We start from the raw sequence: 26,574 nt of genomic DNA, 5'->3' as shown, positions 1-26,574 counted from the left end.
TCCCCGCCCGGGCCACATCATGGAGTCGATCAGTCACGGCGTGACGATATCGAACCACAGATCAAAATCCTCCAGCAGCGAGATGAACGTCTCCAGTTCCGACTGATCCCCCGCAGCCGTCGCCGTTCCGGAGGTGATGGATTCGGTGAGTGAGGTCGTCCCCAGATACACCTCGTTGAACACCGCACGGGTCAAGGTCAGAGTCAGGGCGGCCGACGAATCTGCCCTGTCCATGTCGTAGTTCAGCACGCCGTTGCGCACTGTGACCAGGACGTTGTCCTCGGTATCCGACAACACGAATCGCAACGACAGGTCGACGTCGGCGGCCTTCGGGCCGTCGAGGCGAACTGCCCAGAAGTCCAGCATCTGTTCGAGCGGCATCACTGCGACGACGGCCGGGCCGGTGGGGTTGTTGGACGGCATCGGTGCCAGCGGATGTCGCAACTCCATCGCTCCGACCAGATAGAAGTTGCGCCACGTACCGTTCTCGGCTTGGTAGCCGAGCTGTTCGTACGTGTCCGCCAACAACTCTCGCGCTTTCCGATTGCTCGGATCGGCGAAGACCAGGTGGTTCACCAACTCCGCCACCCAGCGGTAGTCTCCGTCATCGAACGCCTGCTTGCCCTTCGTCAGGAGCGCGTCCGGTCCACCGACGGCTTCGACGTAGCGCTTGCCGTTCTCCACCGGCGGATGAGGATTCAGGTGAGCGGGAACGCCGTCGAACCAACCGAGATAGAAGGTGTAGATCGCCTTGACGTTGTGACTGAGCGAGCCGTAGTACCCGCGGTTGTACCACTGCTTTCCGATGGCGTCGGGTACCTCGATCTGGTCGGCGATCTCGACGGGTGTCAGTCCCTTGTTGGCAAGACGCAACGTCTGGTCGTGGAGATACTTGTACAGGTCTGCCTGATCCGACATGAGCTTGCGAATCTTCTCATTGCCCCATGTGGGCCAATGATGCTGCGCGAAAATGATTTCGACGTCGGGAAAGAGCTCCATCGCCAGGCGAACGTAATGCGACCAGGCCTTGGCGTCGCGAGTCTTGGCGCCGCGCAACGTGTATAGATTGTGCATCGTGTGTGTGACGTCCTCAGCCGAACCGAGTCCCTTGAAATCTGGTAAATAGAAGAGCATTTCGGATGGCGCTTCGGTTCCCGGCGCGAGCATGAACGTCACGCGCACACCGTCGATGACTTCTTCGTGCACCGGTTCGGTGATGACGTCGGTCGGCACGGCGAACGTCGACGTGCCGTGCGAAGTGGACAGTCCGAGACCACCGGATACCTGCCCCTGTGGACCGGGACGCAAAAACGATCCGTACATGTACATTCCGCGACGCGTCATCGCCGTACCGGCAAGCACGTTCTCGGAGATCGCTTCTTCCGTGAAACTGTCGGGTGCATAGACTTTTACGGCACCGGACTCGATCTCTTCGTCGGTGACAAATCCTTTCACACCGCCGAAGTGATCGCCGTGGGAGTGAGTGAAGATGATTGCCTTGACCGGGACCTTGGGGCGGTGCTGGTAGTACAACTCCAACGCGAGTGCGGCTGTTTCCGCGGACATCAGAGTGTCACCGATAATCAATCCGGTGTCGCCCTCGATGATCGTCGTGTTCGACAAATCCTGGCCGATCACCTGATACAGGCGATCAGCGAGCTTGAACAGTCCGCCGCCCTTTCCCATCAAAGTCGCTTGGCGCCACAAACTCGGGTTGACGGTGTCCGGCGCGTCGCCGTCGGCGAACCCGTAGGCGTCGTAAGAGAAGATGAACTGCCCTTTGTCGCCCTTGACGAGCCCGCCGTCGATGAGCGGCGCCACCAGACCTCGTGAAATCAAATCGAAGTCGAAGGTGTCGTCGAAAGGAAGGTCACGGAGCACCTGAGCATTCGCCTGGCGAGTCGCATCGGTGGCGGGCTTGGGGTCGAGTTCGGACGGTGTAGTCATCTTCTCTTACGCTCCTCGGGAACTCGCGGTGGCCTGTGCCTGGATACCGGTTCATCCTCGATCCCGACAGCACCCACGCGCATCACCCGGAAGGGATGATCAGGCGGTCCTTCCTGCACTCAACAGTGCAGCGACGAACTCACGCACCAACGCCCGCTCGTCATTCTCGTCCGCCCCCGGCACCATGAGCAGCGAAAGGATCACTCGCACGATCCAGCGTGCTCGCGTGGCTGCCTCGGCACCGGTGTCACCGAGCGTCGCGACCCCCAACCCGTTGATGACATCGGACGAATTGGCAAGCTCACCGGCAAGACTCGCATCACCCGGGGTGAACCATGCAGCCAAAGTCGGAGTGCTGCGTACCGCGGACACTGCAGCGAGCATCGCCGTTTCGAGACGCTCGCTCGGATCATCGATGGCCGCTACCGATTCCGCGATCGCCGTTCCGAGCCTGCGCGCTTCGCGGTGAACGAACGCGATGTGTAGAGCCTGTCGATTCTCGAAGTACCGATACAAGGTGGCCCGAGAACATCCTGCAGCAGAGGCTATTTCCGCCATACCGACCGTTGCGACGCCCTTTTCGACGAACAATTGTGCCGCGCTGTCGAGGATCTTCTCGGCCGCCGCCAAAGCGCGGCCCTCACCGAGCCAGTCATTGCTCACGGCCGGCTAACCGACATCGGGGCGGTGAGCGGACGGCGGACGTAATTGCCTGGTGCGTACTGCATCGCGTCGATGTCGACGTGGAAGTCTGGAATCCGGGAGAGCAACTCTTCCAACGCAACTCGTGCCTGCATTCGAGCGGCCGACGCACCCAGACAATGGTGGGCGCCATGACTGAAGGTGAGTATCTTCTGTGGCCGGCGCAAGACGTCCAACTCCGCCGCGTCGGGTCCGTACTTTTCGGGGTCACGATTTGCCGCACCATACATCAGCAAAACCTTACGTCCTGACGGAATCACTTTGCCACCCAAGGCCACATCTCGCGTCGTGGTGCGTGCCAGACCTTGGACCGGCGAGGTGAGCCGAAGTAGTTCATCGACTGCGTCAGTGATCAATGCAGGATCGTCCAACAGGATCTGACGCTGGTCGAGGCGTTCGGTCAGCATCGCCACCGATCCGCCCAACATTCCTGTTGTAGTGTCGTTTCCACCGGCCACCATGGTGAAGGCAAAGCCCAGAATCGACAGTAAGCCGGACATGTCGCCTTCTTCACCGAGCCCAGCGGCGAGTAGGTGCGAAATAGTGTCGTCACCCGGTTCGACCTTGCGGCGTTCGATCAGCGAAGCGAAGTACATCATCAACTCACCGGTGGCGGCCTGCGCCGTCGTCGCCGCTGCGGCCACACCACCTGCCGAATTGGCAGCAACAATGGCCTCGGTCCAGCCGTCGAACTGATCACGGTCCGATTCCGGCACACCCAGATAATGTGCGACGACCATCGACGGCAACGGCTTGAACAACTCGACGACGATATCGCCGCTGCCACGCGCTTTCAACGCCTCGATACGTTCGACGACAAATTCGCGGACCATCGGCTCGACCGCCGACACCTGACGCGGGGTGAACCCCTTCGACACCATGCGCCGGAACTCCGACTGCGCGGGCGGGTCCTGCATCACGAACGGCGGATTGTCCTGCATCCCGATCTGCTCGAGTTCACCGTAGACAGTGGTCAATCCCTTTGCCGACGAGTACGTCTCGTAGTCGCGAGCGGCGTTGTAGACGTCTTCGTGACGGGTGAGCACCCAGTAGTCGTCCTGCGGCGCAGCTTCCGGCACAACGTTGTGAACAGGATCGTTCTCGCGTAACGCGTCGTACATTGCCCACGGCGAACGCCAGGACTCCCCAGTGGAAGGAACAAACCGTGGCGAATGTGACACAGAGATTGTCATGACTCGACTATGAGACAAATAGTCGAATGTGTCAAACAATCTCCATCCTCAATATCGAGTAAATCGCTTCCACGCAGAGCACTATCGTGTGTCGGGTGATCACGGATCCGAAGAATCATCCGAACAGCTCTGACACCGGACGTCGCGCAGTGGTTGCGGTCCTGCTCCCCCGCGAACATCTCCCCTTCATCAGAGACTGGTGCCTGCACCACATCGAGCAAGGCTGGGAGGTTGTTCTCTACGACAACACCGGTTCCGTCGGGTCCACTCGCAAGACAAGCGCATTCAGTCTCAACCGCTGGCACGGACGCAGCGAGGACAAGCGCGGCAACTCGTACGGCGCCTTCACGCGATCGATGTCGGACAGCGAGGTTCAGGTCGCATTCCGCAAGGAACTGCACGACCTCCCGGTGACAATCATCGACTGGCAACCGCGCGACGCGGACGGTCGGATCGTGCACGGACAGGTGGAGGCCTACGTCGATTACGTGACCCGATACCGCGACACGGTCGCCTGGGCAGCATTCATCGACGCGGACGAATACCTCCAACACGCACCAGGATTGGACTGGGGGACACTACTCGGCGGTGTTACTCGAGGGGGTTCGCACCGCGTTGTTCTCGATGCGCTGGTCTACGAATCCAGGTGGACGCGCGACGGGCAACTGCGAGAAGTCGGTACGCTCAAATGCCTTGGGCTACAAAGCCACGGCTGCAAGAACATACTCAGACTGTCGGAGATTCTGCGAGCAGACGTCCACTGGGCCTGGAAGACAACCGAACCCGACACAGTGGTCCGGCCGGACAGATCGCTTTACTACTTCCGCCACTACCGCGGTTCGGAAGCGACACTCGATTTCACTCCGTTGCCGAACTTCGGACCCCAGGTCTACGAAGAAGGTGTGGACATACCAGCGACAATCGAGGTATCACAAAAATGAATGTGCCTGCAAGACGCAGACATTCACATGAAGATAAACCTCCGGCCCGCGTCCACGAAGGCAATGCCTTCAGGACGCGGGCCGGAGGCCGTAAATCCGGTTCAGCGAAGCAATCAAGCCTTCGGCTGCGAGCTTCCTGCGCCACCGATTGCGCCGAGAAGACCAGCAACTGCGCCGATGCCGACGAGGACGCCGCCCAGGCCTGCAATGATCTTCTGGAAGTCGCCGAGCTGTGCCAGGTCCGTCTTGCTGCTGCCAGTGGTGAATGCCATGTCTAGCTCCTCATCATGGAATGTGTACGCGGTCCGCGCGCCCGGTATGTAACGGCGCTCACAATATACGTAAGACAGCCGAAATTTGAAGCGGTGCCGCCGAGTGGGACGTAACTCACATCTCATCCAGCGGGAACCCACGAGTAACAATGCGCGATTCGGACAACGCTTCGGGAACCGTTGAATGACGAGCAGGAGAACAGCAGTGGGCAAGTTGGATGGAAAAGTGGCCCTGATCACTGGCGCAGGGCAAGGAGTCGGCCAGGGAGTTGCGTTGGCACTCGCCAAGGAGGGCGCTTCTGTCGCGGTCGCGGGCCGCACTGAGTCGAAACTCGTCGTCACATGTAACGAGATCACCGAACGTGGCGGCCGCGCCGAACCGGTGCTCGTGGATATCGCCGACGCTGACTCCATCACTGCCGCTGTGTCGCGAACAGTGGAACTGTTCGGCGGCGTCGACATTCTGATCAACAACGCCAGCCTCAACCCGCTCGGCAACATCCTCGACCTCACTCCGGAGCGCCTTGCCGACGGACTGACTTCCGGTCCAGTCGCGACGCTGCGAACAATGCAAGCCTGCTACCCGTTCATGAAGGAGCGCGGCGGCGGGGCGATCATCAACATGGTCAGTTCCGTGGCCGTCCGCTGGGACGCTGCCGGCTACGGCGGATACGCGGCCGTGAAGGAATCCGTCCGAGCCCTCAGCCGCGCAGCAGCGTGCGAATGGGGCGTCGACGGGATCCGTGTCAACGCGGTGGCCCCACACGCCTCGTCACCCGGGTTACAGCGTTGGGCCGATGCGCGTCCGGAAGAGGCTGCCGCTTTTGTTGCCGGGATTCCACTGCGGAGGATCGGCGACTGCGAGACGGACATCGGTACAGCGGTGGCTTTCCTGGTCGGGCCGGATGCCGCTTATCTGACGGGAGCAACAATTCCGCTCGACGGCGGTCAGTCGCGCTGGGGCTGAGATGCGGCGTCGTCGAAGGCAAGCACCGCCGACTTGTCTTCGGCGATCGGGCGGCGGAAAACGAAACCGACCAGAACGGATGCCAAAACCAACGCGGCCAGCACAATGAGCCCGACCATCCACCACATGGTTTTCAGTATGCCCGAACCTCCCTCGGCCGGACGCGAACCGCGGCCGCGAAAAATCGATGACAACCACGAAAAGTGCTTGGCACCAGTCAAATTCCGTTTTGACCGTTTCGTGAGCTTCTGGACAATCCGTGATCGAGCACACAATTTCGCATCTCGAACTGGGACGAGTGCGTGACTACGACGACACCTCGGTGCATCCTGGCAGGTATGGAATCCGCTGTTTCGGCCCAACTTGCCGACGGAAGCACCCTCACGCACCCGTGGGGCGGGACAAGCAACATCACCGATCTTGGCGGTGATGTTCACTGGATCGACTTCGGCGGTCCCAGCGGAGCGCCGCCCATCGTCCTCGTTCACGGACTGGGCGGCTCACATCTCAACTGGGTACGGGTGGCACCGGCGTTGGCCGCACGCACGCGCGTGTATGCATTGGATCTCGCCGGATTCGGACTCACCTCTGCTGATGGGCGGCACACCGGCGTCGATGCCAACGCGGCGCTCCTGAATCGCTTTCTCGACGCAGTGGTGCGTGAGCCCGCCGTCCTGTTCGGCAATTCGATGGGCGGAATGGTCTCGGCAATGTCGACCCATGCCAGTCCCGAATCAGTGGCCGGCCTGGTCCTGGTGGATCCGGCACTCCCCCTTCCCGTCCAACTTCCCGACCTGACCGTCGCCGCTCAATTCGCGCTCTACTCGATGCCGTACGTCGGCGAGCAGGTTCTCGGCTTCGGACGCCGGAAGATGTCCGACCGGCAGTTGGCCGTACAGATGACCAGATTGTGTTTCGCCGATCCGACGCGAGCAGACCCCGCGGTTCTCGACGCGGGCGCCGCCTTGACGGCTATTCGCCGCAACGAACCCACTCAGGATGCCGAGTTCCTGCAGGCAGCACGATCACTGCTGATGACCCTCGCCCGCCCGGCTTCGTATCGAAAGACCCTGCGAGAGATCACGACTCCGACGCTCCTGATCCACGGCGACCGCGATCGTCTTGTCCCGGTCGAGGCCGCACGGGCGGCCGCTGCTGCACATCCACACTGGACCACCATCATTCTCGGCGACACCGGCCACACCCCACAGTTGGAGATTCCGGACGAGTTCACCCGTCATGCGCTCGCGTGGCTCGATCGCACGGGGCTGATCAGGAGCTGACCCGCACCGGCACTACGCCAGTAAAAAGTCTTTACCGATTGGGCAAGTGCCCCAATAATTTCGGCGTAGTCAGAACGATTCGGCGCAGATGATACTGGCGGGTCCGGTCCACCGGTGAACATGAAGCGGCCAAATACTCCAAAGCCCTCGATCCCTGGGAATGTGTCGGGGTGCGCGCGTAGCGTGAGAATCGCGCCTTCATCGGCCAGCCCGCTCTGTGTCCCTTGCTTGTGTATCCGTTTCGGTAAAGGAGAATTTTCAGATGCCCGCACGTACAGCGCTCGACGGAACTCCCTGTTGGATCGACCTGACCAGCTCCGACACGGCGGTTGCCAAATCCTTCTACACCAACGTGTTCGGCTGGCAGGCTGACACAAACGACGACCCGCAGTACGGGGGCTACGCGATCTTCAGCAAAGACGGGCAGCCCATCGCCGGGCTCGGCCCCCAGCAGGAGGGAAACCCGTACGGCGACGTCTGGACCACCTACATCTCCTCGGCGGATGCGGCGGCGTCGGCGTCCAAGGCGGAAGCCGCGGGCGGCACGATCATGATGCCGTCGATGCAAGTCGGTCCTCAGGGCAGCATGGCGATCGTGGGCGATCCGGCCGGTGCCGTCGTCGGCATCTGGCAGGCAGATCAGCACCACGGCTTCGGTCTGGTCGGCGAGGCCGGAGCGCCGGTCTGGCACGAGACATTGTCCAAGAACTACGCCGCGGTCCTGCCGTTCTACACCGACGTGTTCGGCTGGACCTACGAGTCCATCGGCGACAGCGACGAGTTCCGTTACTCACAGGCCAAGCAGGGCGACACCGTCGTCGCCGGTTTGATGGATGCCAGTTCGTTCCTCCCGGCGGAGGTGCCGTCGTTCTGGCAGGTGTACTTCGGGGCGGACGACACGGATGCGGCAGTCGCCAAGGTCGTCGAATTCGGCGGCAGCGTACTGCGCGATCCCGAGGACACGCCCTTCGGCCGCCTCGCATCGGTTGCCGATCCTCTCGGTGCCAAGTTCCAGATCTCGACGATCACGGAGTGAAGGCCGGTTTCGAGAAGCGCAGATTTGAACACTCGCCCAGAAGGTATGCAGTTTTCTGCGTCCAACGCCTAATCTCATGTGATGCCCGCCCCCGCCCCTCTCCTCGATGTGTACTCGCAGCCGACACTGTCGACGCTTGCGCCGTCGGTACTCGCTTCCCTCGGAGTGAGTGGCGAAGCGAACCGTCTCGATCTGCAACCCAGCAAGAAGACCGTCATTCTGCTGGTAGACGGGATGGGCGCGAATTTGCTCGCCCGCAACGTCGAACATGCACCATTCCTGAATTCACTCGCCGGAACGCCCATCCGGGCTGGATTCCCCACGACGACGGCCACCAGCATCGTCTCGCTGGGGACCGGTCTGCCTTCGGGAGCGCACGGCATCACCGGCTACCAGTCCTACGTCGAAGAAGCCGATTCGGTGTTCAACTGGCTGGGCTGGCACAGCGCGGGCAAGAAGGATTCGCAGACCGACTCCATCGTCCCGGAGACCTTGCAGCCGCAGGCAACGACCTTCGATCGCGCAGCGGCCGCCGGCATCACCGTCACTACCGTCGTTCCGTCGAAGTTCGACGGCAGCGGCCTCACCCGTGCCGGGATGCGCGGTGCCCAGTTTGCCGGAATCCAGGCATACGGAGACCTCCTCGCTCGCACCGTGGCGGCGTCGAAATCTGCCGACCGTACGTTCACGTACTGCTACATCAGCGAGATCGATGCACTCGGCCACGTCTACGGCCCCGAGTCCGAGCCGTGGATCTTCCAACTGATGCTTGTCGATCGACTGGTCGAACAACTCGCCACCGCTCTCGGTCCGGACGTGAGATTGCTGGTGACGGCTGACCACGGAATGGTCGACGTGTTGGACGAGAACAAGATCGACTTCGACAACACTCCGATTCTGTCCAAAAACGTACTCGCCCTTGCCGGTGAACCGCGTTGTCGTCACATCCACACCACAGAAGGCGCTGCACAAGATGTTGCGGACCGCTGGCGCGCCGAGCTGGGTGATCGCATGTGGATCGGGACGAGATCTGAAGGCATAGTCGCAGGATTGTTCGGGCCCGCAGTGCATTCCGAGTATCACGGGCGGATCGGCGATGTGATCGCCATTGCCTCCGGAGACGTAGCCGTCGTACGCCGATCTGTCGAGTCAGGACTGTCCGGCCTCCGTGGACAGCACGGTGCCCTCACCCCGGACGAACTGCTGGTACCGCTCCTGTCCTCAGGACAACAGTAGGGCTCGGGCCCGGCGAATCTCGGGAACACCGACCACCTTGCACGCGCCCAACAGGACAATGACACCAACGGCTGCACCCGCCGACAAGGAAACAGCAGCAGCGAGTCTGGGCTCGGGGATGCGATTCTGAACCACCACAACCAGAGCGAGCGCACAACCGCCTGCCAGCACTGTCGCCGTCGAAATCCTGCCGACAGTGGCCCGCACGTGACGGAATCCCAACAGCCCATATCGTTTTCGAAGCAGGACATGGCCGAGCACCGCTCCGAACACGTAGGAGAACGAGCCGGCGGCGCAGACAGCCAGGATCAGCGTTTCGTCACTCGCCGACAGTGATGCAAGAAGAACGAGTGTCGTCTTGGCAATCACCATCACAACGGCAATCACGGCGGGAGTTCGAGTATCGTTGTCGGCGTAGAACACTCGTAGCTGAAGCATGACCATCGCAAAGGGCACCAGGCCGAATGCACTGACTGCAAGGGCCGTCCCGATCAAACGGGCACTGCTGCCGTCCACCCGGCCGAAGAAGATCAGAGTGGTCAACGAGGGGCCGAACACCATGAGTGCCACGGTGACCGGAATCAGAGCCACCACTGAATACCGGGCTCCGCGGCCGAGATCGGATACGACGCCTACGTCATCCCCCGCGGCAACTGACCTGGCGATTCGCGGCATCAGTACCGTCAACAGAGACACTCCGAGAATTCCGTATGCCACTTGAAACAGCAGATCCGCATGTGTGTACATCGAGTAGACGTGACGTGAGAGCGTCACCTTCATCGTCACCCACACCCCGACCTGACCGGCAACAACGTACACCAGAACCCACCCGAGCAACGGCACCCCGACGCGCACCGGTCGCCAGGTGTGCGGTACGACCCGCACGCGAAGGCGCCACCGAAACCCGTTGCGGTGCAGCGCTAGAGCAACGACAGCGGTTTGCGCCACGATCCCGAGCAGAGTACCGACACCGATCACCAGAACCTGCGCCATTGTCATCGACTCTGGAGTCAAAGCCACCGGACCCGGGATGCACAAGAAGACTGCGACCGTCACCAGAAGGACGACGTTGTTGATCACCGGTGCCCAGGCCGGCGCGCCGAACACCGATCGAACACTGAGCACAGCCGTCATCATCGCCGTGATGCCGTAGAAGAAGATCTCCGGCAGAAGTAGATACGCGAAGAGCGTCGTGAGCTCGCGTTGAGCCGGATCATCGATCACGGCCGAGACCAGCGGCGGCGCGCACACCACCGCCACTACTGTCACGAGAGCAAGAGCAAGCGCTCCCACAGTGAGGACGCGTTGCGTCTGCGCTCGTTCGAGCGCCCGCCCACGGAGTCGTTGCCGCGTCAGATACGGAAGCAGGACACTGGCGAGAATTCCGCCGAGTAGGAGCTGATAGACCATGTTGGGGAAGCTGTTGGCCGCGTTGTACGCATCGCTGACGAGGGCAATGCCCAGGACTGCGGCAAGGGCAAGGGTGCGGACGAAACCGGTGATCCGGCTGACCGTGCTGGCGAGCGCCACTTGCCCGCCCATCTTCGCCAAGCTGCCGCCCGTCTCACCCGTACGTTCGGACTCCCTCACACTCTCGACCATCTCGCCAGGGTGCCACATCACAGGTTCCGACGAGCCGGCCTCGGAAACGACTGCCCTCCTGGAAACGACTGAGCGCCCCGAACCGAAGTTCGAGGCGCTCAGTACGTACGAGTGAAGATCAGGCGGATTCTGCCCCAGCCAACGGCGGCATGACGACAACCTGACCGGCGAAGGACAGGCCGGCACCGAAGGCGAGAAGCAAGGCCTTGTCGCCCGGCTTGCACTGTCCGTCGCGCAGCATCTGCTCCATGGCGAGCGGGATCGACGCCGCGGACGTGTTGCCTGTCTCGGCGATGTCGTTGGAGACCGGGAATCCCTCGGGCAGCTTCATGCTGCGAGCGATGACCTCGTTGATGCGCTGGTTTGCCTGGTGCGGGACAAAAGCGTCGATGTCCTCGATACCCAGCCCCGACTTCTCCAGGGTGCGAGTGGCGACCTTGCCCATCTCGAAGGCAGCCCAGCGGAACACCGCGGTGCCGGCCATCTTGATCCACGGCCGAGGTCCGGTCGGGTTCTTGGTGTAGTCGAGCCAGCTGGGCTCCTGAACGATGGCGTCGGACTGGCTGCCGTCCGAACCCCACTCGACCGGGCCGATTCCGACGGTGTCGCTCGGGCCGACGACAACTGCGCCTGCGCCGTCACCGAAGATGAAGCGAACGCTGCGATCGGTGGGCTCGGTGGCCTCGCTCATCAACTCGACGCCGACGACGAGAACGTGATCTACGGTGCCACCGCGAACGAGGTCACTGGCCACCGCAAGGGCGGTACAGAAACCGGCGCAACCTGCTGCGACGTCGAACGCAGCCGGACCCTTGATACCCAGCTCATGGGCAACGATGGATGCGGCCTGAGGAGTCTGCAAGTCCCACGTCGACGTCGCGATGATCACGGCGCCGATCTGCTCGGGTGCAATGCCGCTGACGTCCAGTGCCTTACGGGCCGCGCTGATCGACATGGCGAGGATGCCTTCGCCTTCGCCGGAGAACCGGCGCGACTTGATGCCCGATCGCGTCTGGATCCACTCGTCGGTGGAATCGATCAGCTCGCAGATCTCGTCGTTGGTCACGACTCGCTCCGGGCGGTGAACGCCGAGCCCGAGAAGGACGGACTGCCGACCTCCGGCCACACTGGCAATCGGCTTACCCATTGATCGATCTCCTCGTTGGTTTCTGGTGATGACGCGCATTCGACATCACACGTTACGTACAGGACATAAGCCCCTGCCTCTCAGGTCACCGTTCGATCACGGCAACAACATGAGGCTCGCTCACGTTACGCTTCGGTCAGGTATGTAGTCCAGATCCTCGATCAGGCGCGCAAATGAGCTAGAACTGCCAAAACACGACGATGCCCGCTTTCCGAAGCCGACAGGCCGAGTTTCGCGAAGATATTTCCTATGTGCTTGCTCACAGCGGTGTCGCTGACGACCAATTTCCTGGCGATTTCCTGATTTCCCAGCCCCTCTGCCATCAGCCCGAGAACTTCGGACTCGCGTGGGGTCAGTGATCTGATCGGATCGTCGGCGCGTCGACGACTCATCAGTTGGGATACGACCTCGGGATCCATCACGGTTCCGCCGTCGACGACCCGGTTCAACGCGTCGACGAACTCGGCTACCTTCCCGACCCGTTCCTTGAGCAGATAGCCGACGCCACCGGCGCCGCCTGCCAACAATTCACCGGCGTAACGATCCTCGACGTACGCAGAAAGGACCAGGACGGGAAAGCCCGGACGAAGCTTGCGCACCTCGATCGCCGCTCGAAGTCCCTCGTTGGTGAAAGTAGGAGGCATCCGGACGTCGAGCACCGCGGCGTCGGGGGCGGTCTCCTCGAACACCGCAAGGAACTGTGTGGCGTCGGAGACGGCAGACACCTCAAATCCCTCTCCGCGTAGCAGCAGTGCAAGCCCTTCGCGCAGGAGAGCGTCGTCCTCGGCAATCAGAATCCGCACGGTAGTTCCACCCTCATCGTTGTCGGTCCACCCTCCGGGCTCTCCAGTGCGGCGGTTCCTTCGAAAGCCTCGACCCGGCGCCGGATGCCCGCCACGCCGCCGCCCGGCCGTTCGTTCGCACCGCCGTGACCGTCGTCGATCACGTCGATGAGCATCGTCTCACCCAACGAGTCCGTCGACGCTTCCGTCCGTGCCGTGACGGTGACACTGCGCGCTCCGCTGTGTTTTGCGACGTTGGTCAAAGCCTCGGCGACGACAAAATACGCGGCAGCCTCGACGGCAGCCGGGGCACGGCGGAGATCGTCGATCTCGAGCACACAGGGCACACTGGAGCGCCCCGCGAGCGCGGAGATCGCGCCCTCGAGGCCGAGCTCGTCGAGGATCGGCGGATAGATGTCGTGCACCAACGTGCGCAGTTCACTCAACGCCTCGGTCGCGGCATCTTGCGCCCGATGCAGTTGCGGCAGAGCCTGGTCCGGGTTGATCTGCAACGACCGCTCCGCCATCCCCAACATCATCACCACCGCGACCAGACGGTTCTGCGCACCGTCGTGCAGATCCCGCTCGATGCGCTTGAGTTCGGCCGAATGCGCGTCGAGCGCTGCAGCGCGGCTGGCCGTCAGGGCGGTGACGCGCTTCGATAGGTCCGAACGCGTATCCGGCGCAAGCAAAGTCGTGGTCGACCAACTGATCCACTTCGCCATCGCGGGGATCAACCACCACGCGATCAGGAAGTACAGGATGCCGATCAACGGCATCCCCGCAGCGCCCAACCACGACGTCACGGGGTACGGGTTGTTGACGGGTTCGCCCGCGGGCATCTGCTGCCAGTACAGCGGGACGGCAATCGCATTGAGTGCACCGAGTGGCAGAGCAATGGTCAGCATTGCCGCGACGAAAGCACCCAGACCATGAATCGACAACCAGGCCGCGTCGCGCCTCGTCGACTGATCGGTAAGGAACCGGCGCCAGTCCCCGAATGTCGGATTGCTGGGCATCGGTGGGTATCGCTGCAGAACAGGGCGCCCGGTGTACGCAGTGGTGCGTTTGCGAGCCAGCCCCGCCCACCACCGGAGCACTCGCACGTACGACGGCAACAGCAACCAGCCGACGATCAGAATCGAGAGCGACAAGAGAATGAGGCCGACCATCAGCAAGAACAGGGAGACCACAGCTGCCGCACCCTCGACGAGCACGTATACCGCAGCCCTGGTTCTCTTCTTCACTGCCCCAGCATGCCGCACCGCACCGCACGATCCACTACAGCTGGCTACACCATTGATTCGGGACTCTGCTGGATGTCGACGAATGCCGAATCTCCATAGCGTTCTTCCCATGAAGAATCGACACTCGGTCCTCGCCCCGCCGGCCCCTGATGCCACGGGAGCTCGAACATCTGCCGTGCGACTCGAAGGCGTCAGCAAGGTCTACGGCAACGGCCGCGGCGCCGTGACCGCCCTCGACAACGTCAGCCTCACTCTGCCGCGCAGCACCTTCACCGCCGTGATGGGCCCGTCCGGCTCGGGCAAGAGCACTTTCCTGCACTGCGCCGCAGGGCTCGACCGACCGAGCAGCGGATCGGTGTGGCTGGGCGACACCGAGATCTCACAGCTGAAGCCGAAGGCCCGCAGCATCTTCCGACGCGACCACATCGGTTTCGTCTTCCAGGCGTACAACCTGCTCGGCGCTCTCGACGTCGAGCAGAACGTCACACTCCCCCTACTCCTCGCCGGACGACGAGCCGACAAGCAGTACCTGACCTTCGTCCTCGAATCCGTCGGGCTCGGATCACACCGAAAGCGCAAACCCTCAGAACTGTCCGGCGGTCAGCAGCAACGCGTCGCCATCGCGCGCGCCCTCGTCACCCACCCCGACGCACTCTTCGCCGACGAACCGACCGGCGCCCTCGACTCCCGCAGCGCCAAGCAGGTTCTGGAATTGCTGCGCCGAACGGCCGCCGAGTTCGACCAGACCATCGTCATGGTCACGCACGATCCGGTGGCCGCGTCGTACGCCGATCGTGTGCTGTTCCTCGCCGACGGGAAACTGGTCGGGCACATCGACCGCCCGACACCCCAGCAGATCGCCGAGCGCATGACACACCTCGGGGACTGGTGATGATGAAAGCGCACACGTTTGCCCATCTGAAAGCGCATCGCTCCGGTTTCGTCGCCGTGTTCGTCTCCGTATTCTGCGCGGCTCTCCTCACCTGCGGTCTGGGTGTGCTGCTGGAATCCGGAGTGCGAGGCGGAGTCTCACCACATCTCTACGCCGGCGCCGACGCCGTGGTCAGCGCACCGCAGGCACTCGAGGTCAAGGAAGATGCCGATCAGCCTTTTGCCGAGAGAGTTCTCCTCGACGGTGACGCGGTCCGCAAGCTCAAGACACTCGATGTCACGGTGGTCCCCGACATCTCAGTCCCCGTCAGCACCGCCGAGGGCGTCGTACTCGACGCACATCCTTGGAACACAGCACAATTGGCGCCGTATTCGCTCGCCGAGGGTCGCGCTCCGCAGAGCCGCGACGAGGTGATCTCGACCACCGGCGCCGCGCTCGGCGAGCGAATCACGCTGGCTCACGGCGGCATAGTGGACGAGTACACCGTTGTCGGCGCAGCAGATTCGTCTTCGGTGCCTTCGCCCGACCGTCCGGCACTGGTCTTCCTCGACGACAATGAGGCCGACCGGTTGTGGCCGCACCAGAACTCGGTCACCGCAGTCGGATTGATCGCCCCCGAAGGCGTGAATGCCGCCGCTCTCGCTCGCGAGGCACTCACCGGGACCGGCGCCGAGATCTCGACCGGCACCGCACGCGGAGGCATCGAATTCCTCGACGCCGGTGCTGCGCGGACACAGTTGATCGTGCTCTGCGCCACGTTTGCGGGCCTTGCGTTGATGGTCAGCATGTTCGTCGTTTCGAGCACGCTGTCGCTCTCGATCAACGCCAGGCGCCGAGAGTTCGCTCTGCTGCGTGCAATCGGAGCCACCACTCGGCAAATCCACGTCATGATCGGGCGTGAAGTGCTGCTCGTTGCTGCAGCTGCTGCGGCCCTCGGCGCGGTGCCCGGATACCTGCTCGCCCGAGTTCTGGGCGCACAGTTCGCCGACGCCGGGGTCATGCCCACAGATTTCGCGTTGGCCTACAGCCCCCTTCCGTCGATCGCGGCATTCCTGATCTGCGTACTCACTGCCCGCGCTGCCGCTGCGATTGCTGCCCGTCGGCCGGCAAAGCTCGACCCTGTCGAAGCACTCCGCGAATCCGAAAGCGGCCCGGCGAAACTGGGCCGAGGACGCATCATCACCGGGCTGATCTTCGGCGCCGCCGGCCTCAGCGCCTGCGTCCTCCCTGCTTTCCTGCCCGGCAGCGTGGCGGCCGCTGGAGCCGGTTCGAGCGCACTGTTGTTGATCTTCTCGGTCGCGCTGCTCGGCCCCTTGTTGGTGCGCGGCATCATCAAGGTGATCGGCGGTCCGCTGCGCCGCAGTGGGTCGGCGTCCAAAGTTCTCGCTGCCGCCAACGCCGAATCCAATTCGAGACGGCTCTCGTCGGCGGTTGTTCCGTTGGCTCTCGCAATCGCATTGGGCTCGGTGCAGTTCTTCAGCCAGAGCACCGTCGCCGCCGAGGCGACCAACCAGTCGATCAAGGGCGTCACCGCAGACCTGATCGTCGGCGCACCAGCCGGTATCGATCCCTCGCTCCTCGACTCGATCGCATCGGTGCCCGGAGTGAGTGCGGCAAACCCGGTGGTCCGCAGTCAAGTCCTGCCGGTACCCAGCGGTGAGGAAGGCGGCTCAGCCGACAGCGCGATCGCGGCCCAGGGCATCGACGCCGCCAGCGCCGACGCGACCCTCGATCTCGCGGTGACCGAGGGCGACCTCAGCGCTCTGACCGGCGATACCGTTGCTGTGAGCGAAGACGGCGCCTTCACACTCGGAGCCAAGGTAGGCCAGCGCGTCGACCTCTATCTGGGTGACGGAACACTGGTGCATCCGATGGTCGTCGCAAAATATGGGCGCGGCCTCGGATTCGGGGACGTGACCATGCCGATCGAGACTTTGCGTCAGCACTCCACCGACGCTCTGATCGACACCGTTCTGATTGCTGCCGAACCCGGACGGTCGGCTGAAGTACAGCAGTCGTTGCAATCTTTCCCCTCGATCGCCGCGATGAACCAGGACCAGTTCGGGGCCGCAGGCGAAGATCAGCGTCGCATGCAGTCGTGGGTCAGCATCCTCGCCGTCCTGGTCCTGCTCGGCTATCTCGCAGTCGCCGTCGTGAACACCCTGGTCGCCGCCACTGCCGAGCGTTCCCGCGAGTTCGCGCTCCTTCAACTGGTGGGTTCGCGGACGAGGCAGGTCCGAGCAATGATGCGCATCGAGTCGTTGATGGTGGTGGGAATCGCCGTCGTGGTCGGATCACTGATCGCCCTGCCGCCGCTGATGGGCATTGCCGTAGCGGTGTCCGGGCAGCCGATCCCGGCGATTTCACCGGCGATCTACGGTTCCATCGTCGCGGTGACCGCTGTTCTGGGATTTGTCTCCATCGCGATCCCGACGAGCGCCGCTCTACGCAAGAACCCGATGGACGGAGTGCGTAACCACTGAGTGGCACTACCGTCGTCATCTATGGATGCGGCGGCCTGGGACAAGAAGTACGAAGAAACCGAGCTCGTCTGGGGCGCTCCTCCCAACGAACTGCTGGTGGAATACGCGACGGCCCTCCCCCACGGCCAGGCACTGGACCTGGCGTGTGGCGAGGGCCGTAACGCGTTGTGGCTCGCGACCCGCGGTTGGGAGGTCACCGGCATCGACTACTCGGCCATCGCGATCGAGAAAGCCCGCACGATCGCGGCCCGCTCGTCCCGATCGGTTCTCGACCGGCTCGACTACCGATGCGGCGACGTCACCGTCGCGGATTACGCCTCGAGGAACGGGCAGGAATACGACTTGGCCCTGCTTCTTTACCTTCATCTGCCCGCACCACAACGCACCCTGGTTGTGAACCGTGCCATAAATTCTCTGAAACCTGACGGAATCCTCATGATTTTGGGTCACGACCGAAGCAACATCGACTACGGCGTCGGCGGGCCGCAAGATCCCGAAATCCTTTACACACCAGAAGAATTGATGCAGGAATTCCGCGGAAAGCTCGAGTTCGAGATCGCCGGAAATCCCCACAGGCACACCGAAACGGGACTCGCGGTCGACGCGCTTGTCGTCGGACGCAAATCCGGTGTTGGCAATGCAAAGAACGGCTAGTAACATGTATTAAGTTACCGACGAGTAATAAACTTCGGGCGGTACTAGGAGTGCTGGACCGCACCACCTCACTGGGAGAAGCAGAAGACATGGGCCATTACAAGAGCAACGTTCGGGACCTGGAGTTCAACCTCTTCGAGGTTCTCGGACTGGAGAAGCCACTGAGCGAAGGCGCTTGGGGCGACCTGGATGCCGACACTGTCCGCAACATGCTGGCAGAGGTCGCACGCCTGGCCGAGGGACCGCTGGGCGAATCTTTCGCCGACGCGGACCGCAACCCCCCTGTCTTCGATCCCGAGACGCACACCGTTGCACTGCCGGAATCCTTCAAGAAGTCTTTCAAGGCTCTCTGGGACGCCGAGTGGTACCGCATGGGACTGAGCGAAGAGGTCGGCGGCGTGCCGGTTCCCCGTTCCGTCGTGTGGGCCATCGGTGAGCTGATCCTGGGCGCACAGCCCGCAGCGCACATGTACCAGGCCGGACCCGCCTTCGCGGACGTGCTGTTCAACAACGGCACCGAAGAGCAGAAGAAGTGGGCCGCCACCATCGTCGAACGCGGATGGGGCGCCACGATGGTCCTCACCGAGCCCGACGCCGGCTCCGACGTCGGTGCCGGACGCACCAAGGCAATCAAGCAGGACGACGGCTCCTGGCACATCGAGGGCGTCAAGCGCTTCATCACCTCGGCCGACTCGGACGACCTGTTCGAGAACATCTTCCACCTCGTTCTCGCTCGCCCCGAAGGCGCCGGACCCGGCACCAAGGGCCTGAGCCTGTTCTTCGTCCCGAAGACGCACTTCAACTTCGAGACCGAAGAGTTCGGCGAGCGCAACGGCGCCTTCGTCACCAACGTCGAGCACAAGATGGGCCTGAAGGTCTCCGCCACGTGTGAGGTCACCTTCGGCGGCCACGGCATCCCCGCACAGGGCTGGCTGGTCGGCGAGGTCCACAACGGCATCGCCCAGATGTTCGACGTCATCGAGCACGCTCGAATGATGGTCGGCACCAAGGCAATCGCCACCCTCTCCACCGGTTACCTCAACGCTCTCGACTACGCCAAGCAGCGTGTGCAGGGCGCAGACCTGACCCAGATGACCAACAAGGCCGCGCCCCGCGTGACCATCACGCACCACCCCGACGTGCGTCGTAGCCTGGCAATGCAGAAGGCATACGCCGAAGGCCTGCGCGCTGTGTACCTCTACACCGCAGCACACCAGGACGAGGTTGTCGCCAAGCTCGTCTCGGGCGCAGACAAGGACACCGCGTTCCGCGTCAACGACCTGCTGCTCCCGATCGTCAAGGGCGTCGGCTCCGAGCGTGCGTACCAGTACCTGACGGACAGCTTGCAGACCCTCGGCGGCTCCGGCTTCCTGCAGGACTACCCGATCGAGCAGTACATCCGCGACTCCAAGATCGACTCGCTGTACGAAGGCACCACGGCCATCCAGGCTCAGGACTTCTTCTTCCGCAAGATCGCCCGTGACCGCGGCGTCGCGCTCGCTCACGTTGCCGGACAGATCAAGACCTTCATCGACAGCGAAGCCGGCAACGGCCGTCTGAAGGCGGAGCGCGCACTGCTCGCCACCGCACTCGAAGACGTCCAGGCCATGGCTGCCACGCTCACCGGCTTCCTCATGGGAGCTCAGGAGCAGCCCACCGAGCTGTACAAGGTCGGCCTCGGCTCAGTCCGCTTCCTGATGTCCGTGGGCGACCTGCTCATCGGCTGGCAGCTGCTCCGTCAGTCCGAGATCGCTCTCGCAGCACTCGACAACGGCGCTTCCGACAAGGACAAGAGCTTCTACGAGGGCAAGGTCGCCATCGCGTCCTTCTTCGCCAAGAACGTCTTGCCGGAGCTCACCGCTTCGCGCGAGATCGTCGCGAACACCGAGAACGACATCATGGAGATCGACGAAGCAGCATTCTGATTCGCTCCTGATTCATGAAAAGTGCCGGTCCCGAGAATGTTTCGGGGCCGGCATCTTTGTTGTCAGCGGTCATCTGCGCTCGATGGTGGGGCAACTGATCTGAGCGGACAGGACCGACGTCGTCGGCTGTTCGCCGGCTCTCGCCGCCGTTCCGGTCATTGCGATTGCCAGACGCGTTCGGTCCGAGGAACCGGTCATCTCGAAGGGCGAGTCGTCACTGATACCGAAGGACACGAACTCTCCGCTTTGATCGGAGAACTTCACTATCGCTCCGGATCGCCCTTGCTCCGGACTCTCGTTCACCATGACGTACAAGTGAAAATCGCGTCCCGGATATTCGCCGCCTCCGTCGTATTCGTAGAACGAACTCGTATGCACCTCGTACGTCCATTGACGGTAGCCAGTTGGAGTGGCATCTCCGGAACCTGTTTCGAGACACGTGACAGATCCGGGCACCGAGACTTTGGCAGCGCCCGTCCAAGCACCCGACAGCTTGATCGCTCCGTATGGTGCATCCTCGGCAGGCAAGGTCGGAACAGTCGGAGGACCAGCAGCCGGATTGCGTCCGGTGAACGCGAAACGCTCTTCGCTGGACACGAACGGGAGCGACTCGCGCTCACCGGCACAGGAGACAACCGACAGGGCGGCCATGACAAGCAACACGCACATACCGCGTCTACGAACCGGCACCTCGACTCCCCCTGTCCGTTTCCAACAGAATACATACCGTTCGGTCTCCAAGTTGTCAGACGTGTCCGACACATCCCGTTCGTGAGACCGCTCGCCCCCTACCGATGTGATTGGGTGAGCACGAACGTCCACTGAACCAGCACTCGGTTCCTTCGAAGGCCGAGTAGATCAACAGACAGGTGATCATCGTGGTCGCACCAGAGCACGCACAACCCGATTACGCCCCCGACCTGGCATTGACTGCCACGGAGTTGGCGCTCGACGGCCCATGGGGGCCGGTGTTCGGACCCGTCAACCTCGAAATTCGTGCGGGCGGTGTGACCATCCTCGAAGGCTCGGCCGGTTCAGGACGTACGTCCTTACTTCTGACACTCAGCGGGCGAATGAAAGCCAGTTCCGGATCGCTCTCCGTCTTCGGCCGAACCCGTCCCCGTGAGATCTTCGAGATCGCCGGGGTCGCCGGGTTCGAGGACATCGACGAGCTTGCCGAGTCCGTCACCGTTCGCGATCTGATCACGGAGCAGATCCGGTGGGACGCACCCTGGTACAAGCTCATCGGACGTGCCGGGGACCGAGAACTCGAAGCCGTGTGTGCCCCTGTCTTCGGTGACCATCCGTTGCCTGCACTCGGCCGATATGTCAGCGACCTCGGCGAACTCGAGGCGACCCTGCTACGCATCGCCGTCGCGAACACGAAGAAGCCGGCCGTGCTGGTCGTCGACGATCTCGAACAGGTGCGGCGTGACTCCGAGCGCGCATATCTCGTCGAGCGACTGGTCGAGATGGGGAGCTACCAGACCATCATCGCGTCGACCGTCAACCCGCTGCCTGACGGATCACCCATCGATGCCGTCACCTTGCTCCAAGAAGTCACCAATCCCGACCAAGAAGGGGCGAGGTAATCGCGATGCTCGCTGGAATGTCTCTCGGAACCGAACTCAAGCGGTTCTCCCGCGGCGCGATGCCCAGGATTGCACTCGTCACCATCATCTTGATGCCGCTCCTGTACGGCGCGATGTACTTGTGGGCCTTCTGGAATCCGTTCGGTGAGGTGAACAAGGTCCCCGTAGCTCTGGTCAACACCGACCGTGGCGCGATGGTCCAAGGGCAGGAACTCAACGCGGGCGACGAGGTCAGCCAAGCGCTGCTCGATTCCGGTGAGCTCGATCTCCATCTGGTCTCACAGCAGGAAGCCGCGCAGGGAGTTTCGGACGGCACCTACTACTTCTCTCTCACTCTGCCCGAGAATTTCAGCGAGGCCGTTGCATCCCCGACCTCCAAGGACCCCCACAAAGCGCAGTTGCAGTTCACCTTCAACGACGTCAACAACTATCTCGGCACCATCATCGGTCAAAATGCCGCCCAACAGGTCCTCAGCCAAGTCAGCGACAAGATCGGCGCGCAGTCGGTCGAGACGGTTCTGGTCGGATTGACCGACGCGGGTGCAGGTTTGAAGCAGGCCGCCGACGGAGCGCTCCAGCTCTCGGCCGGAGTGAACACAGCCAACGCCGGAGCCGGCGAATTGGCGTCGGGCTCGAAAACTTTGGCAGACAACATGGTTACCGCACGCGACGGTGCAGCCACTCTTGCCGGCGGCACGGCGCAACTCTCGACCGGCATCAATACCGCCACGGACGGTGTCCTCGCACTGACCGACGGTTTGGGGCAACTCGATCTCGGAGCCGTCCAACTGGGCGACGGCGCAAGCCAACTCAGTGGTGGCGTCACCCAGGTCGTCGACCAACTGAGCGTCCTCGGGAACACACAGGCAGACGTCGCACAGCTGGTCGGGCAGGCCGTGGCAAGCCTTCGGCTGAACCCGGATCCCGTCAGCCAACAGATCGCCAATGCCCTCGCGCCTGCCCAGGACATGCTGCGCACTCAGGGTTTCGGTGAAGCGACCATGGGCCAACTGGGCGAACTCAAGAGCGGTGCACAACAACTCGCTTACCAACTCGACGATCCGTCGAGCACCTTCCGAGCCGGGCTCAATGCCGCGGCCAACGGCGGCGGTGAACTCCGCAACGGTCTGGTGCAGCTTCGTGACGGCGGTCAACAAGTCAACGACGGCGCTCAAACCCTCAGTAGCGGACTGGTTCAACTCACTGACGGCAGCGTCCAACTTTCCGACGGTGCGGCCAAACTCGCAGACGGCACCGAGCAACTCCGTGCCGGATCCTCCGAACTTGCAACCAAACTCACCGAGGGCGCGGGCCAGATTCCCAGTTGGACCGATCAACAGCGAACCGCAACCGCTCAAACCCTCTCCAGCCCGGTCGAACTGCAGGAAACTTACGAGAACCGGGCAAGCACCTTCGGCACCGGATTTGCTCCGTTCTTCCTGCCCCTCGCGCTGTTCGTGGGCGGCATCATCACCTGGATGCTGCTCAAGCCGCTCCAGAACCGGCCCATCGCAAACGGTCTCGGCGCGCTGCGAGTGGTCCTCGCCTCGTACTGGCCGGCACTGCTCATCGGCATCTGCCAGGTGATCGTGATGTACCTGGTCGTGCACTTCGCCGTCGGTCTGCACCCCACGCACGCCCTCGGTACCGTCGGGTTCCTGATGCTCATCACCGCCACCTACATGGCGTTGATCCAGGCGTTCAACGCCATCTTCGGAGTATCCGTCGGACGCGTCATCACCCTGGCCTTCCTGATGCTGCAACTGGTTTCGGCCGGCGGCATCTATCCCGTCGAAACAACCGCGAAACCGTTCCAGATCATCCACCCGTTCGACCCCATGACCTACGCGGTGAACGGGCTACGACAACTCACCGTCGGCGGTATCGACTCGAGGCTGTGGGTCTCGATCGCCGTCCTCGGTGGCCTCCTCGTCGCCTCACTCGGCGCCAGTTCACTTGCTGCACGCCGAAATCGGCAATGGACCATGGACAGGTTGCATCCGCCGATCGAGGTCTAGGTTTAGGTCTCAGGCCAAGGCTCCACGGTCAGTGCAGGCCATTCCCTGCGCCACCGTGCCGCCTTGGCCTCGTAAACCTCTCGCGGCGCCAGCACCGGGTGGGGCGGACGATCATGTTTTGAAGCAGCCTCGCACGTGATGCAGACCCTGCCAGGAACCTTTACGACAGGGTCTGCATTCGGCTATCTCATATATCGTCGGAGCTGCCGATCAGCTCACGTCGAATATTCTATTTCGCGCTCATCGATCGAGGCTTGCCCACCCGCCGCCTTCCATTGATGCGGTCCACAACCCGACCAACGTCAGCCCGTAAAACGCTAGCGTGTTCTTGACACTTCCGGTCCAGAAATCAGACGACATGAGTTCACCCTTCTTTACGAGAGTCCGACAAGGAATTGTTGAAGCGGAAACCTAAGGGCGTAGAACGTCATGGTTGCAAGTTCAGCCAGGTCCGTGCTCATTGCGTTGAGCGACATCTAGTTTCTCCTCAGATTGAACAGGGTCACCGGGGGTAACCGAATGACAGTTGGAGCGGGATATCCATCAGATATGTAAATAACATCGGAAGCATCTGTTCTACGGTCTGCCCCAGCGACGCGGTACCTTGCTGCACGGATCCCATCAGCCCTCTCCTCCACTCGCGGACATGTCGAGCGAGATGGCGTTCAATCCATCAAGCCCGTCGCCTAACGATGTTGCAAAGGACGGGATAAATGCCCGCAGGAGGGCCATGAACTGACCTAACATTTGTTACTCCGTTTCCAGTAGGTAATTGCTTTGACTGTGGCGCGGGGCCAGGTCGGTTTATCCGGCACAACAGCGGTTGCCAAGCGAGGTTTTGGGGAAGCCCGCAACTCCTCGTGGTGCCGACAACTGTACCCAAAATTTGCAAATTAGGAACTCGTTCTAGGAATTTTTCTTGCCATAGATGGAATTCATTTAGTTAGCACTAAAGTCCTAGTACTATAGTTCGATTCATTAAATCTTTAGGACTAGAAATTTTGCACCGAAAGCGAGATGGAACCGCTTGCAGGATCAGAAAGCCACCCGAATCACGGATTCAGGTCGCGCAGCCAACTTCCCGATCACGGCTTCACGAACACTATTCGGTGGCACAAGAATTGATTGCGAGCCAACCTTACGGCGATTGCCCATAAGCCCTGACTTCGAGACGATACCGATGCCGTCCAATCCGTGCCGGACGACCGAATTACATCGAGCAGGCTGCGAGACAAAGCCGCAGAGACAGGCCTGCATTCGTCACAGCCGAAGCAGCATTCGCCATCTCCCTGGCGACACCCGCGCCCATTGTCACAATTGCCGAAACACACACCCGAACTCGCAACACGGCGTCATACGGCGAACGGGTTGGAGCACGGAGACCCGCACTCCAACCCGTCCAGGTTCTTACGATCAACCTTGCAGCCGATCGACTTACTGGTAGTAGAAGTTCACCTTCGAGGCCCTATCCGAAAAGATGAACGCATTGCCATGGAGGAGGAACTCCCCTGCATCGATGACGGCGTCCGCCCCGCCGCCCGACCACTGCCCTGTGCGAGTTGTTGTGCCGTCCAACACGGTCGGAGTGTCGGTGGACATCCTGACCTCACCACCGCTCGTCACGGTGCTAGCCATCGCCGAGTCACCCTGCATGCACCATCCACCCGCGGCATTCGTTGTGGCGGTGAAGGTCGTGATCGGAGTCGTGCTGGAGGATGAGCTGTATAGCTTGCCAGTGACCTGGGCGCCCACTACCGCTTTGGCACCAGAAGGCACGCCCGCCACGTGGGCGTCCGGGCCGACGTAGAAATTGCCACATACCTGATACGCAGAGGATGCGGAAAGAGTTACGGCGGAGCCAGCAGCGCCGACGGTGGCAGCGGATGCAATACCGGTTCCGGCGAGCACCATCGCACCGGCTGCGGTACCGAGCAGGACACCTCTGACGGAATTCTTGGCAGTCAACTTCACGAATTCTTCCTTCGGTTGAATTGATAGACCCCAGGCGTTCAATTCATAGGCGAGAGCGCGGAGTCCTTAACGCTCCAACCCGATCTGTTCTGACCATCTCTTATCACCAGCCGACCTGCTATCTTCGGGGCTATCGCCAACTTCGCATTTATGGCCCTGCTCGCAGGGCTACAACTTTCCCTAAAAGGGAATGCCCTGGTGAGAGCTCGCATTGAACAGGACCCGAAGCTCTGGTGACGTGAGTCACTGTACTCACATTTTGTCCATTCGGGAACAGGTTCTAGAAATTTGTCTTCCAACCTCGATATTTTTCTCAATGAAACTTCAAACATCGGATGCAAAGCGTTTAAACCGACAATCCAAATAGTCGAGAAGTTTGAAAAGCCACGACAGTCGTCGAGCAGAAAATATTCCGATATGTCGCACGTTGCACGAAAAGTCACATAGACAAACCACACTTTCACCGTAGAATGTTCATTTGTTAGTGATGATTGCTATTCACATTGGAGAAGCCTTATTAGCACTAAAGAATTAGACGTAAAGTATTAGAAACAATCCACCAAATATCGGAAGAGATTTTCACCATGAGGGGACCCAGACAATCATTGATGAACGTCGCAGCACACAGAAAGTTCGTGAAATTAGCGCAGACGATTCCGAAAGGCGCAAGGTCTTGCGGGGTTC

At 61.7% G+C, this 26,574-nt stretch carries 22 protein-coding genes; 11 read left to right on the top strand and 11 right to left on the bottom strand.

What is annotated here, in order from left to right:
- Nucleotides 1-33: 33 nt before the first annotated feature.
- The 3 genes from ACFQ6Y_RS17035 to ACFQ6Y_RS17025 form a co-directional block, all read right to left on the bottom strand.
- On the bottom strand, nt 34-1,947 hold the full coding sequence (locus tag ACFQ6Y_RS17035) for an alkyl/aryl-sulfatase (RefSeq protein ID WP_378634907.1): 1,914 nt from the start codon (nt 1,945-1,947) through the stop codon (nt 34-36).
- Between the two features lie 99 nt (nt 1,948-2,046).
- Entirely contained in the window at nt 2,047-2,610 is a 564-nt protein-coding gene (locus ACFQ6Y_RS17030; protein ID WP_378634905.1) for a TetR/AcrR family transcriptional regulator, read from the bottom strand.
- Nucleotides 2,607-3,842 carry a cytochrome P450 gene (locus ACFQ6Y_RS17025; protein WP_378634902.1) on the bottom strand — a complete coding sequence of 412 codons (1,236 nt, stop codon included), beginning with the start codon at nt 3,840-3,842 and terminating at the stop codon, nt 2,607-2,609. Before ACFQ6Y_RS17025 ends, ACFQ6Y_RS17030 begins: the two co-directional genes overlap by 4 nt.
- A gap of 95 nt (nt 3,843-3,937) precedes the next feature.
- On the opposite strand from ACFQ6Y_RS17025, the gene ACFQ6Y_RS17020 reads away from it, so the two are divergent.
- Nucleotides 3,938-4,783: a hypothetical protein gene (locus ACFQ6Y_RS17020; protein ID WP_378634898.1), complete on the top strand. Its 846-nt coding sequence runs from the start codon at nt 3,938-3,940 to the stop codon at nt 4,781-4,783.
- A gap of 113 nt (nt 4,784-4,896) precedes the next feature.
- Here the strand turns inward: ACFQ6Y_RS17020 and ACFQ6Y_RS17015 are convergent, their stop codons facing one another.
- Nucleotides 4,897-5,055, bottom strand: coding sequence for a hypothetical protein (locus ACFQ6Y_RS17015; protein ID WP_019747160.1), 159 nt, complete (start codon nt 5,053-5,055; stop codon nt 4,897-4,899).
- 205 nt (nt 5,056-5,260) lie between these two features.
- Between ACFQ6Y_RS17015 and ACFQ6Y_RS17010 the strand changes: the two genes are divergently transcribed.
- Complete coding sequence (locus tag ACFQ6Y_RS17010; RefSeq protein ID WP_378634895.1) at nt 5,261-6,022, top strand: SDR family NAD(P)-dependent oxidoreductase; 762 nt, start codon at nt 5,261-5,263, stop codon at nt 6,020-6,022.
- Here the strand turns inward: ACFQ6Y_RS17010 and ACFQ6Y_RS17005 are convergent.
- A complete protein-coding gene (locus tag ACFQ6Y_RS17005) occupies nt 6,004-6,141 on the bottom strand; it encodes a hypothetical protein (protein ID WP_378535516.1) in 138 nt (45 codons plus the stop codon). The two genes, ACFQ6Y_RS17010 and ACFQ6Y_RS17005, sit on opposite strands and share 19 nt — an antisense overlap.
- A gap of 219 nt (nt 6,142-6,360) precedes the next feature.
- Here ACFQ6Y_RS17005 and ACFQ6Y_RS17000 point away from each other — a divergent pair, with 219 nt between their 5' ends.
- From ACFQ6Y_RS17000 to ACFQ6Y_RS16990, 3 genes are all read left to right on the top strand, one after another.
- Nucleotides 6,361-7,305: an alpha/beta fold hydrolase gene (locus ACFQ6Y_RS17000; RefSeq protein WP_378634891.1), complete on the top strand. Its 945-nt coding sequence runs from the start codon at nt 6,361-6,363 to the stop codon at nt 7,303-7,305.
- 262 nt (nt 7,306-7,567) lie between these two features.
- A complete protein-coding gene (locus tag ACFQ6Y_RS16995; protein WP_378634888.1) occupies nt 7,568-8,341 on the top strand; it encodes a VOC family protein in 774 nt (257 codons plus the stop codon).
- Nucleotides 8,342-8,422: 81 nt separating this feature from the next.
- Nucleotides 8,423-9,577 (top strand): alkaline phosphatase family protein, encoded by a 1,155-nt coding sequence (locus ACFQ6Y_RS16990; RefSeq protein ID WP_378535510.1) that lies wholly within the window; start codon nt 8,423-8,425, stop codon nt 9,575-9,577.
- Here the strand turns inward: ACFQ6Y_RS16990 and murJ are convergent.
- From murJ to ACFQ6Y_RS16970, 4 genes are all read right to left on the bottom strand, one after another.
- Nucleotides 9,563-11,179 (bottom strand): murein biosynthesis integral membrane protein MurJ, encoded by a 1,617-nt coding sequence (gene murJ / locus ACFQ6Y_RS16985; RefSeq protein ID WP_378634885.1) that lies wholly within the window; start codon nt 11,177-11,179, stop codon nt 9,563-9,565. The genes ACFQ6Y_RS16990 and murJ overlap by 15 nt on opposite strands.
- A 118-nt stretch (nt 11,180-11,297) precedes the next feature.
- Nucleotides 11,298-12,326, bottom strand: a complete 1,029-nt coding sequence (locus tag ACFQ6Y_RS16980) for a beta-ketoacyl-ACP synthase III (RefSeq protein WP_003945837.1) — start codon at nt 12,324-12,326, stop codon at nt 11,298-11,300.
- 161 nt (nt 12,327-12,487) lie between these two features.
- Nucleotides 12,488-13,129 carry a response regulator transcription factor gene (locus ACFQ6Y_RS16975; protein ID WP_283307679.1) on the bottom strand — a complete coding sequence of 214 codons (642 nt, stop codon included), beginning with the start codon at nt 13,127-13,129 and terminating at the stop codon, nt 12,488-12,490.
- Nucleotides 13,117-14,355 (bottom strand): sensor histidine kinase, encoded by a 1,239-nt coding sequence (locus ACFQ6Y_RS16970; RefSeq protein WP_378634881.1) that lies wholly within the window; start codon nt 14,353-14,355, stop codon nt 13,117-13,119. The genes ACFQ6Y_RS16975 and ACFQ6Y_RS16970 overlap by 13 nt, the downstream gene beginning before the upstream one ends.
- Before the next feature lie 109 nt (nt 14,356-14,464).
- Between ACFQ6Y_RS16970 and ACFQ6Y_RS16965 the strand changes: the two genes are divergently transcribed.
- The 4 genes from ACFQ6Y_RS16965 (at nt 14,465) to ACFQ6Y_RS16950 (ending at nt 20,309) form a co-directional block, all read left to right on the top strand.
- Entirely contained in the window at nt 14,465-15,247 is a 783-nt protein-coding gene (locus ACFQ6Y_RS16965; RefSeq protein WP_378634876.1) for an ABC transporter ATP-binding protein, read from the top strand.
- Nucleotides 15,247-17,730: an FtsX-like permease family protein gene (locus tag ACFQ6Y_RS16960; protein ID WP_378634872.1), complete on the top strand. Its 2,484-nt coding sequence runs from the start codon at nt 15,247-15,249 to the stop codon at nt 17,728-17,730. Before ACFQ6Y_RS16965 ends, ACFQ6Y_RS16960 begins: the two co-directional genes overlap by 1 nt.
- Before the next feature lie 21 nt (nt 17,731-17,751).
- Nucleotides 17,752-18,384 carry a class I SAM-dependent methyltransferase gene (locus tag ACFQ6Y_RS16955; protein ID WP_378634868.1) on the top strand — a complete coding sequence of 211 codons (633 nt, stop codon included), beginning with the start codon at nt 17,752-17,754 and terminating at the stop codon, nt 18,382-18,384.
- An 89-nt stretch (nt 18,385-18,473) separates the two neighbouring features.
- A complete protein-coding gene (locus ACFQ6Y_RS16950; protein ID WP_347871955.1) occupies nt 18,474-20,309 on the top strand; it encodes an acyl-CoA dehydrogenase in 1,836 nt (611 codons plus the stop codon).
- A gap of 69 nt (nt 20,310-20,378) precedes the next feature.
- On the opposite strand, the gene ACFQ6Y_RS16945 is transcribed toward ACFQ6Y_RS16950, so the two are convergent.
- Nucleotides 20,379-20,999 (bottom strand): hypothetical protein, encoded by a 621-nt coding sequence (locus tag ACFQ6Y_RS16945; RefSeq protein ID WP_378634863.1) that lies wholly within the window; start codon nt 20,997-20,999, stop codon nt 20,379-20,381.
- A 179-nt stretch (nt 21,000-21,178) separates the two neighbouring features.
- On the opposite strand from ACFQ6Y_RS16945, the gene ACFQ6Y_RS16940 reads away from it, so the two are divergent.
- Together ACFQ6Y_RS16940 and ACFQ6Y_RS16935 are read left to right on the top strand one after the other, a co-directional pair.
- Nucleotides 21,179-21,901: an ATP-binding cassette domain-containing protein gene (locus ACFQ6Y_RS16940; RefSeq protein WP_378634858.1), complete on the top strand. Its 723-nt coding sequence runs from the start codon at nt 21,179-21,181 to the stop codon at nt 21,899-21,901.
- A gap of 5 nt (nt 21,902-21,906) precedes the next feature.
- Nucleotides 21,907-23,919 (top strand): YhgE/Pip family protein, encoded by a 2,013-nt coding sequence (locus tag ACFQ6Y_RS16935; RefSeq protein ID WP_378535491.1) that lies wholly within the window; start codon nt 21,907-21,909, stop codon nt 23,917-23,919.
- Nucleotides 23,920-25,353: 1,434 nt separating this feature from the next.
- Here the strand turns inward: ACFQ6Y_RS16935 and ACFQ6Y_RS16930 are convergent.
- Entirely contained in the window at nt 25,354-25,890 is a 537-nt protein-coding gene (locus ACFQ6Y_RS16930; RefSeq protein WP_054781872.1) for a hypothetical protein, read from the bottom strand.
- Between the last annotated feature and the right edge of the window lie 684 nt (nt 25,891-26,574).

The organism is Rhodococcus sp. NPDC056516 (genome assembly GCF_042794655.1).
Lineage (GTDB): Bacteria > Actinomycetota > Actinomycetes > Mycobacteriales > Mycobacteriaceae > Rhodococcus_F.
The sequence above is the reverse complement of the archived record's forward strand: the minus strand, read 5'-3'. Positions and strand labels throughout refer to the sequence as shown.

What these genes read in the sequence shown, in the direction of transcription:
- ACFQ6Y_RS17035 (WP_378634907.1), bottom strand. Translation starts at nt 1,947, where the DNA reads ATGACTACACCGTCCGAACTCGACCCCAAGCCCGCCACCGATGCGACT.
- ACFQ6Y_RS17025 (WP_378634902.1), bottom strand. Translation starts at nt 3,842, where the DNA reads ATGACAATCTCTGTGTCACATTCGCCACGGTTTGTTCCTTCCACTGGG.
- ACFQ6Y_RS17015 (WP_019747160.1), bottom strand. Translation starts at nt 5,055, where the DNA reads ATGGCATTCACCACTGGCAGCAGCAAGACGGACCTGGCACAGCTCGGC.
- ACFQ6Y_RS17005 (WP_378535516.1), bottom strand. Translation starts at nt 6,141, where the DNA reads ATGGTCGGGCTCATTGTGCTGGCCGCGTTGGTTTTGGCATCCGTTCTG.
- ACFQ6Y_RS17000 (WP_378634891.1), top strand. Translation starts at nt 6,361, where the DNA reads ATGGAATCCGCTGTTTCGGCCCAACTTGCCGACGGAAGCACCCTCACG.
- ACFQ6Y_RS16995 (WP_378634888.1), top strand. Translation starts at nt 7,568, where the DNA reads ATGCCCGCACGTACAGCGCTCGACGGAACTCCCTGTTGGATCGACCTG.
- ACFQ6Y_RS16990 (WP_378535510.1), top strand. Translation starts at nt 8,423, where the DNA reads ATGCCCGCCCCCGCCCCTCTCCTCGATGTGTACTCGCAGCCGACACTG.
- murJ (WP_378634885.1), bottom strand. Translation starts at nt 11,179, where the DNA reads ATGGTCGAGAGTGTGAGGGAGTCCGAACGTACGGGTGAGACGGGCGGC.
- ACFQ6Y_RS16980 (WP_003945837.1), bottom strand. Translation starts at nt 12,326, where the DNA reads ATGGGTAAGCCGATTGCCAGTGTGGCCGGAGGTCGGCAGTCCGTCCTT.
- ACFQ6Y_RS16965 (WP_378634876.1), top strand. Translation starts at nt 14,465, where the DNA reads ATGAAGAATCGACACTCGGTCCTCGCCCCGCCGGCCCCTGATGCCACG.
- ACFQ6Y_RS16960 (WP_378634872.1), top strand. Translation starts at nt 15,247, where the DNA reads ATGATGAAAGCGCACACGTTTGCCCATCTGAAAGCGCATCGCTCCGGT.
- ACFQ6Y_RS16955 (WP_378634868.1), top strand. Translation starts at nt 17,752, where the DNA reads ATGGATGCGGCGGCCTGGGACAAGAAGTACGAAGAAACCGAGCTCGTC.
- ACFQ6Y_RS16950 (WP_347871955.1), top strand. Translation starts at nt 18,474, where the DNA reads ATGGGCCATTACAAGAGCAACGTTCGGGACCTGGAGTTCAACCTCTTC.
- ACFQ6Y_RS16935 (WP_378535491.1), top strand. Translation starts at nt 21,907, where the DNA reads ATGCTCGCTGGAATGTCTCTCGGAACCGAACTCAAGCGGTTCTCCCGC.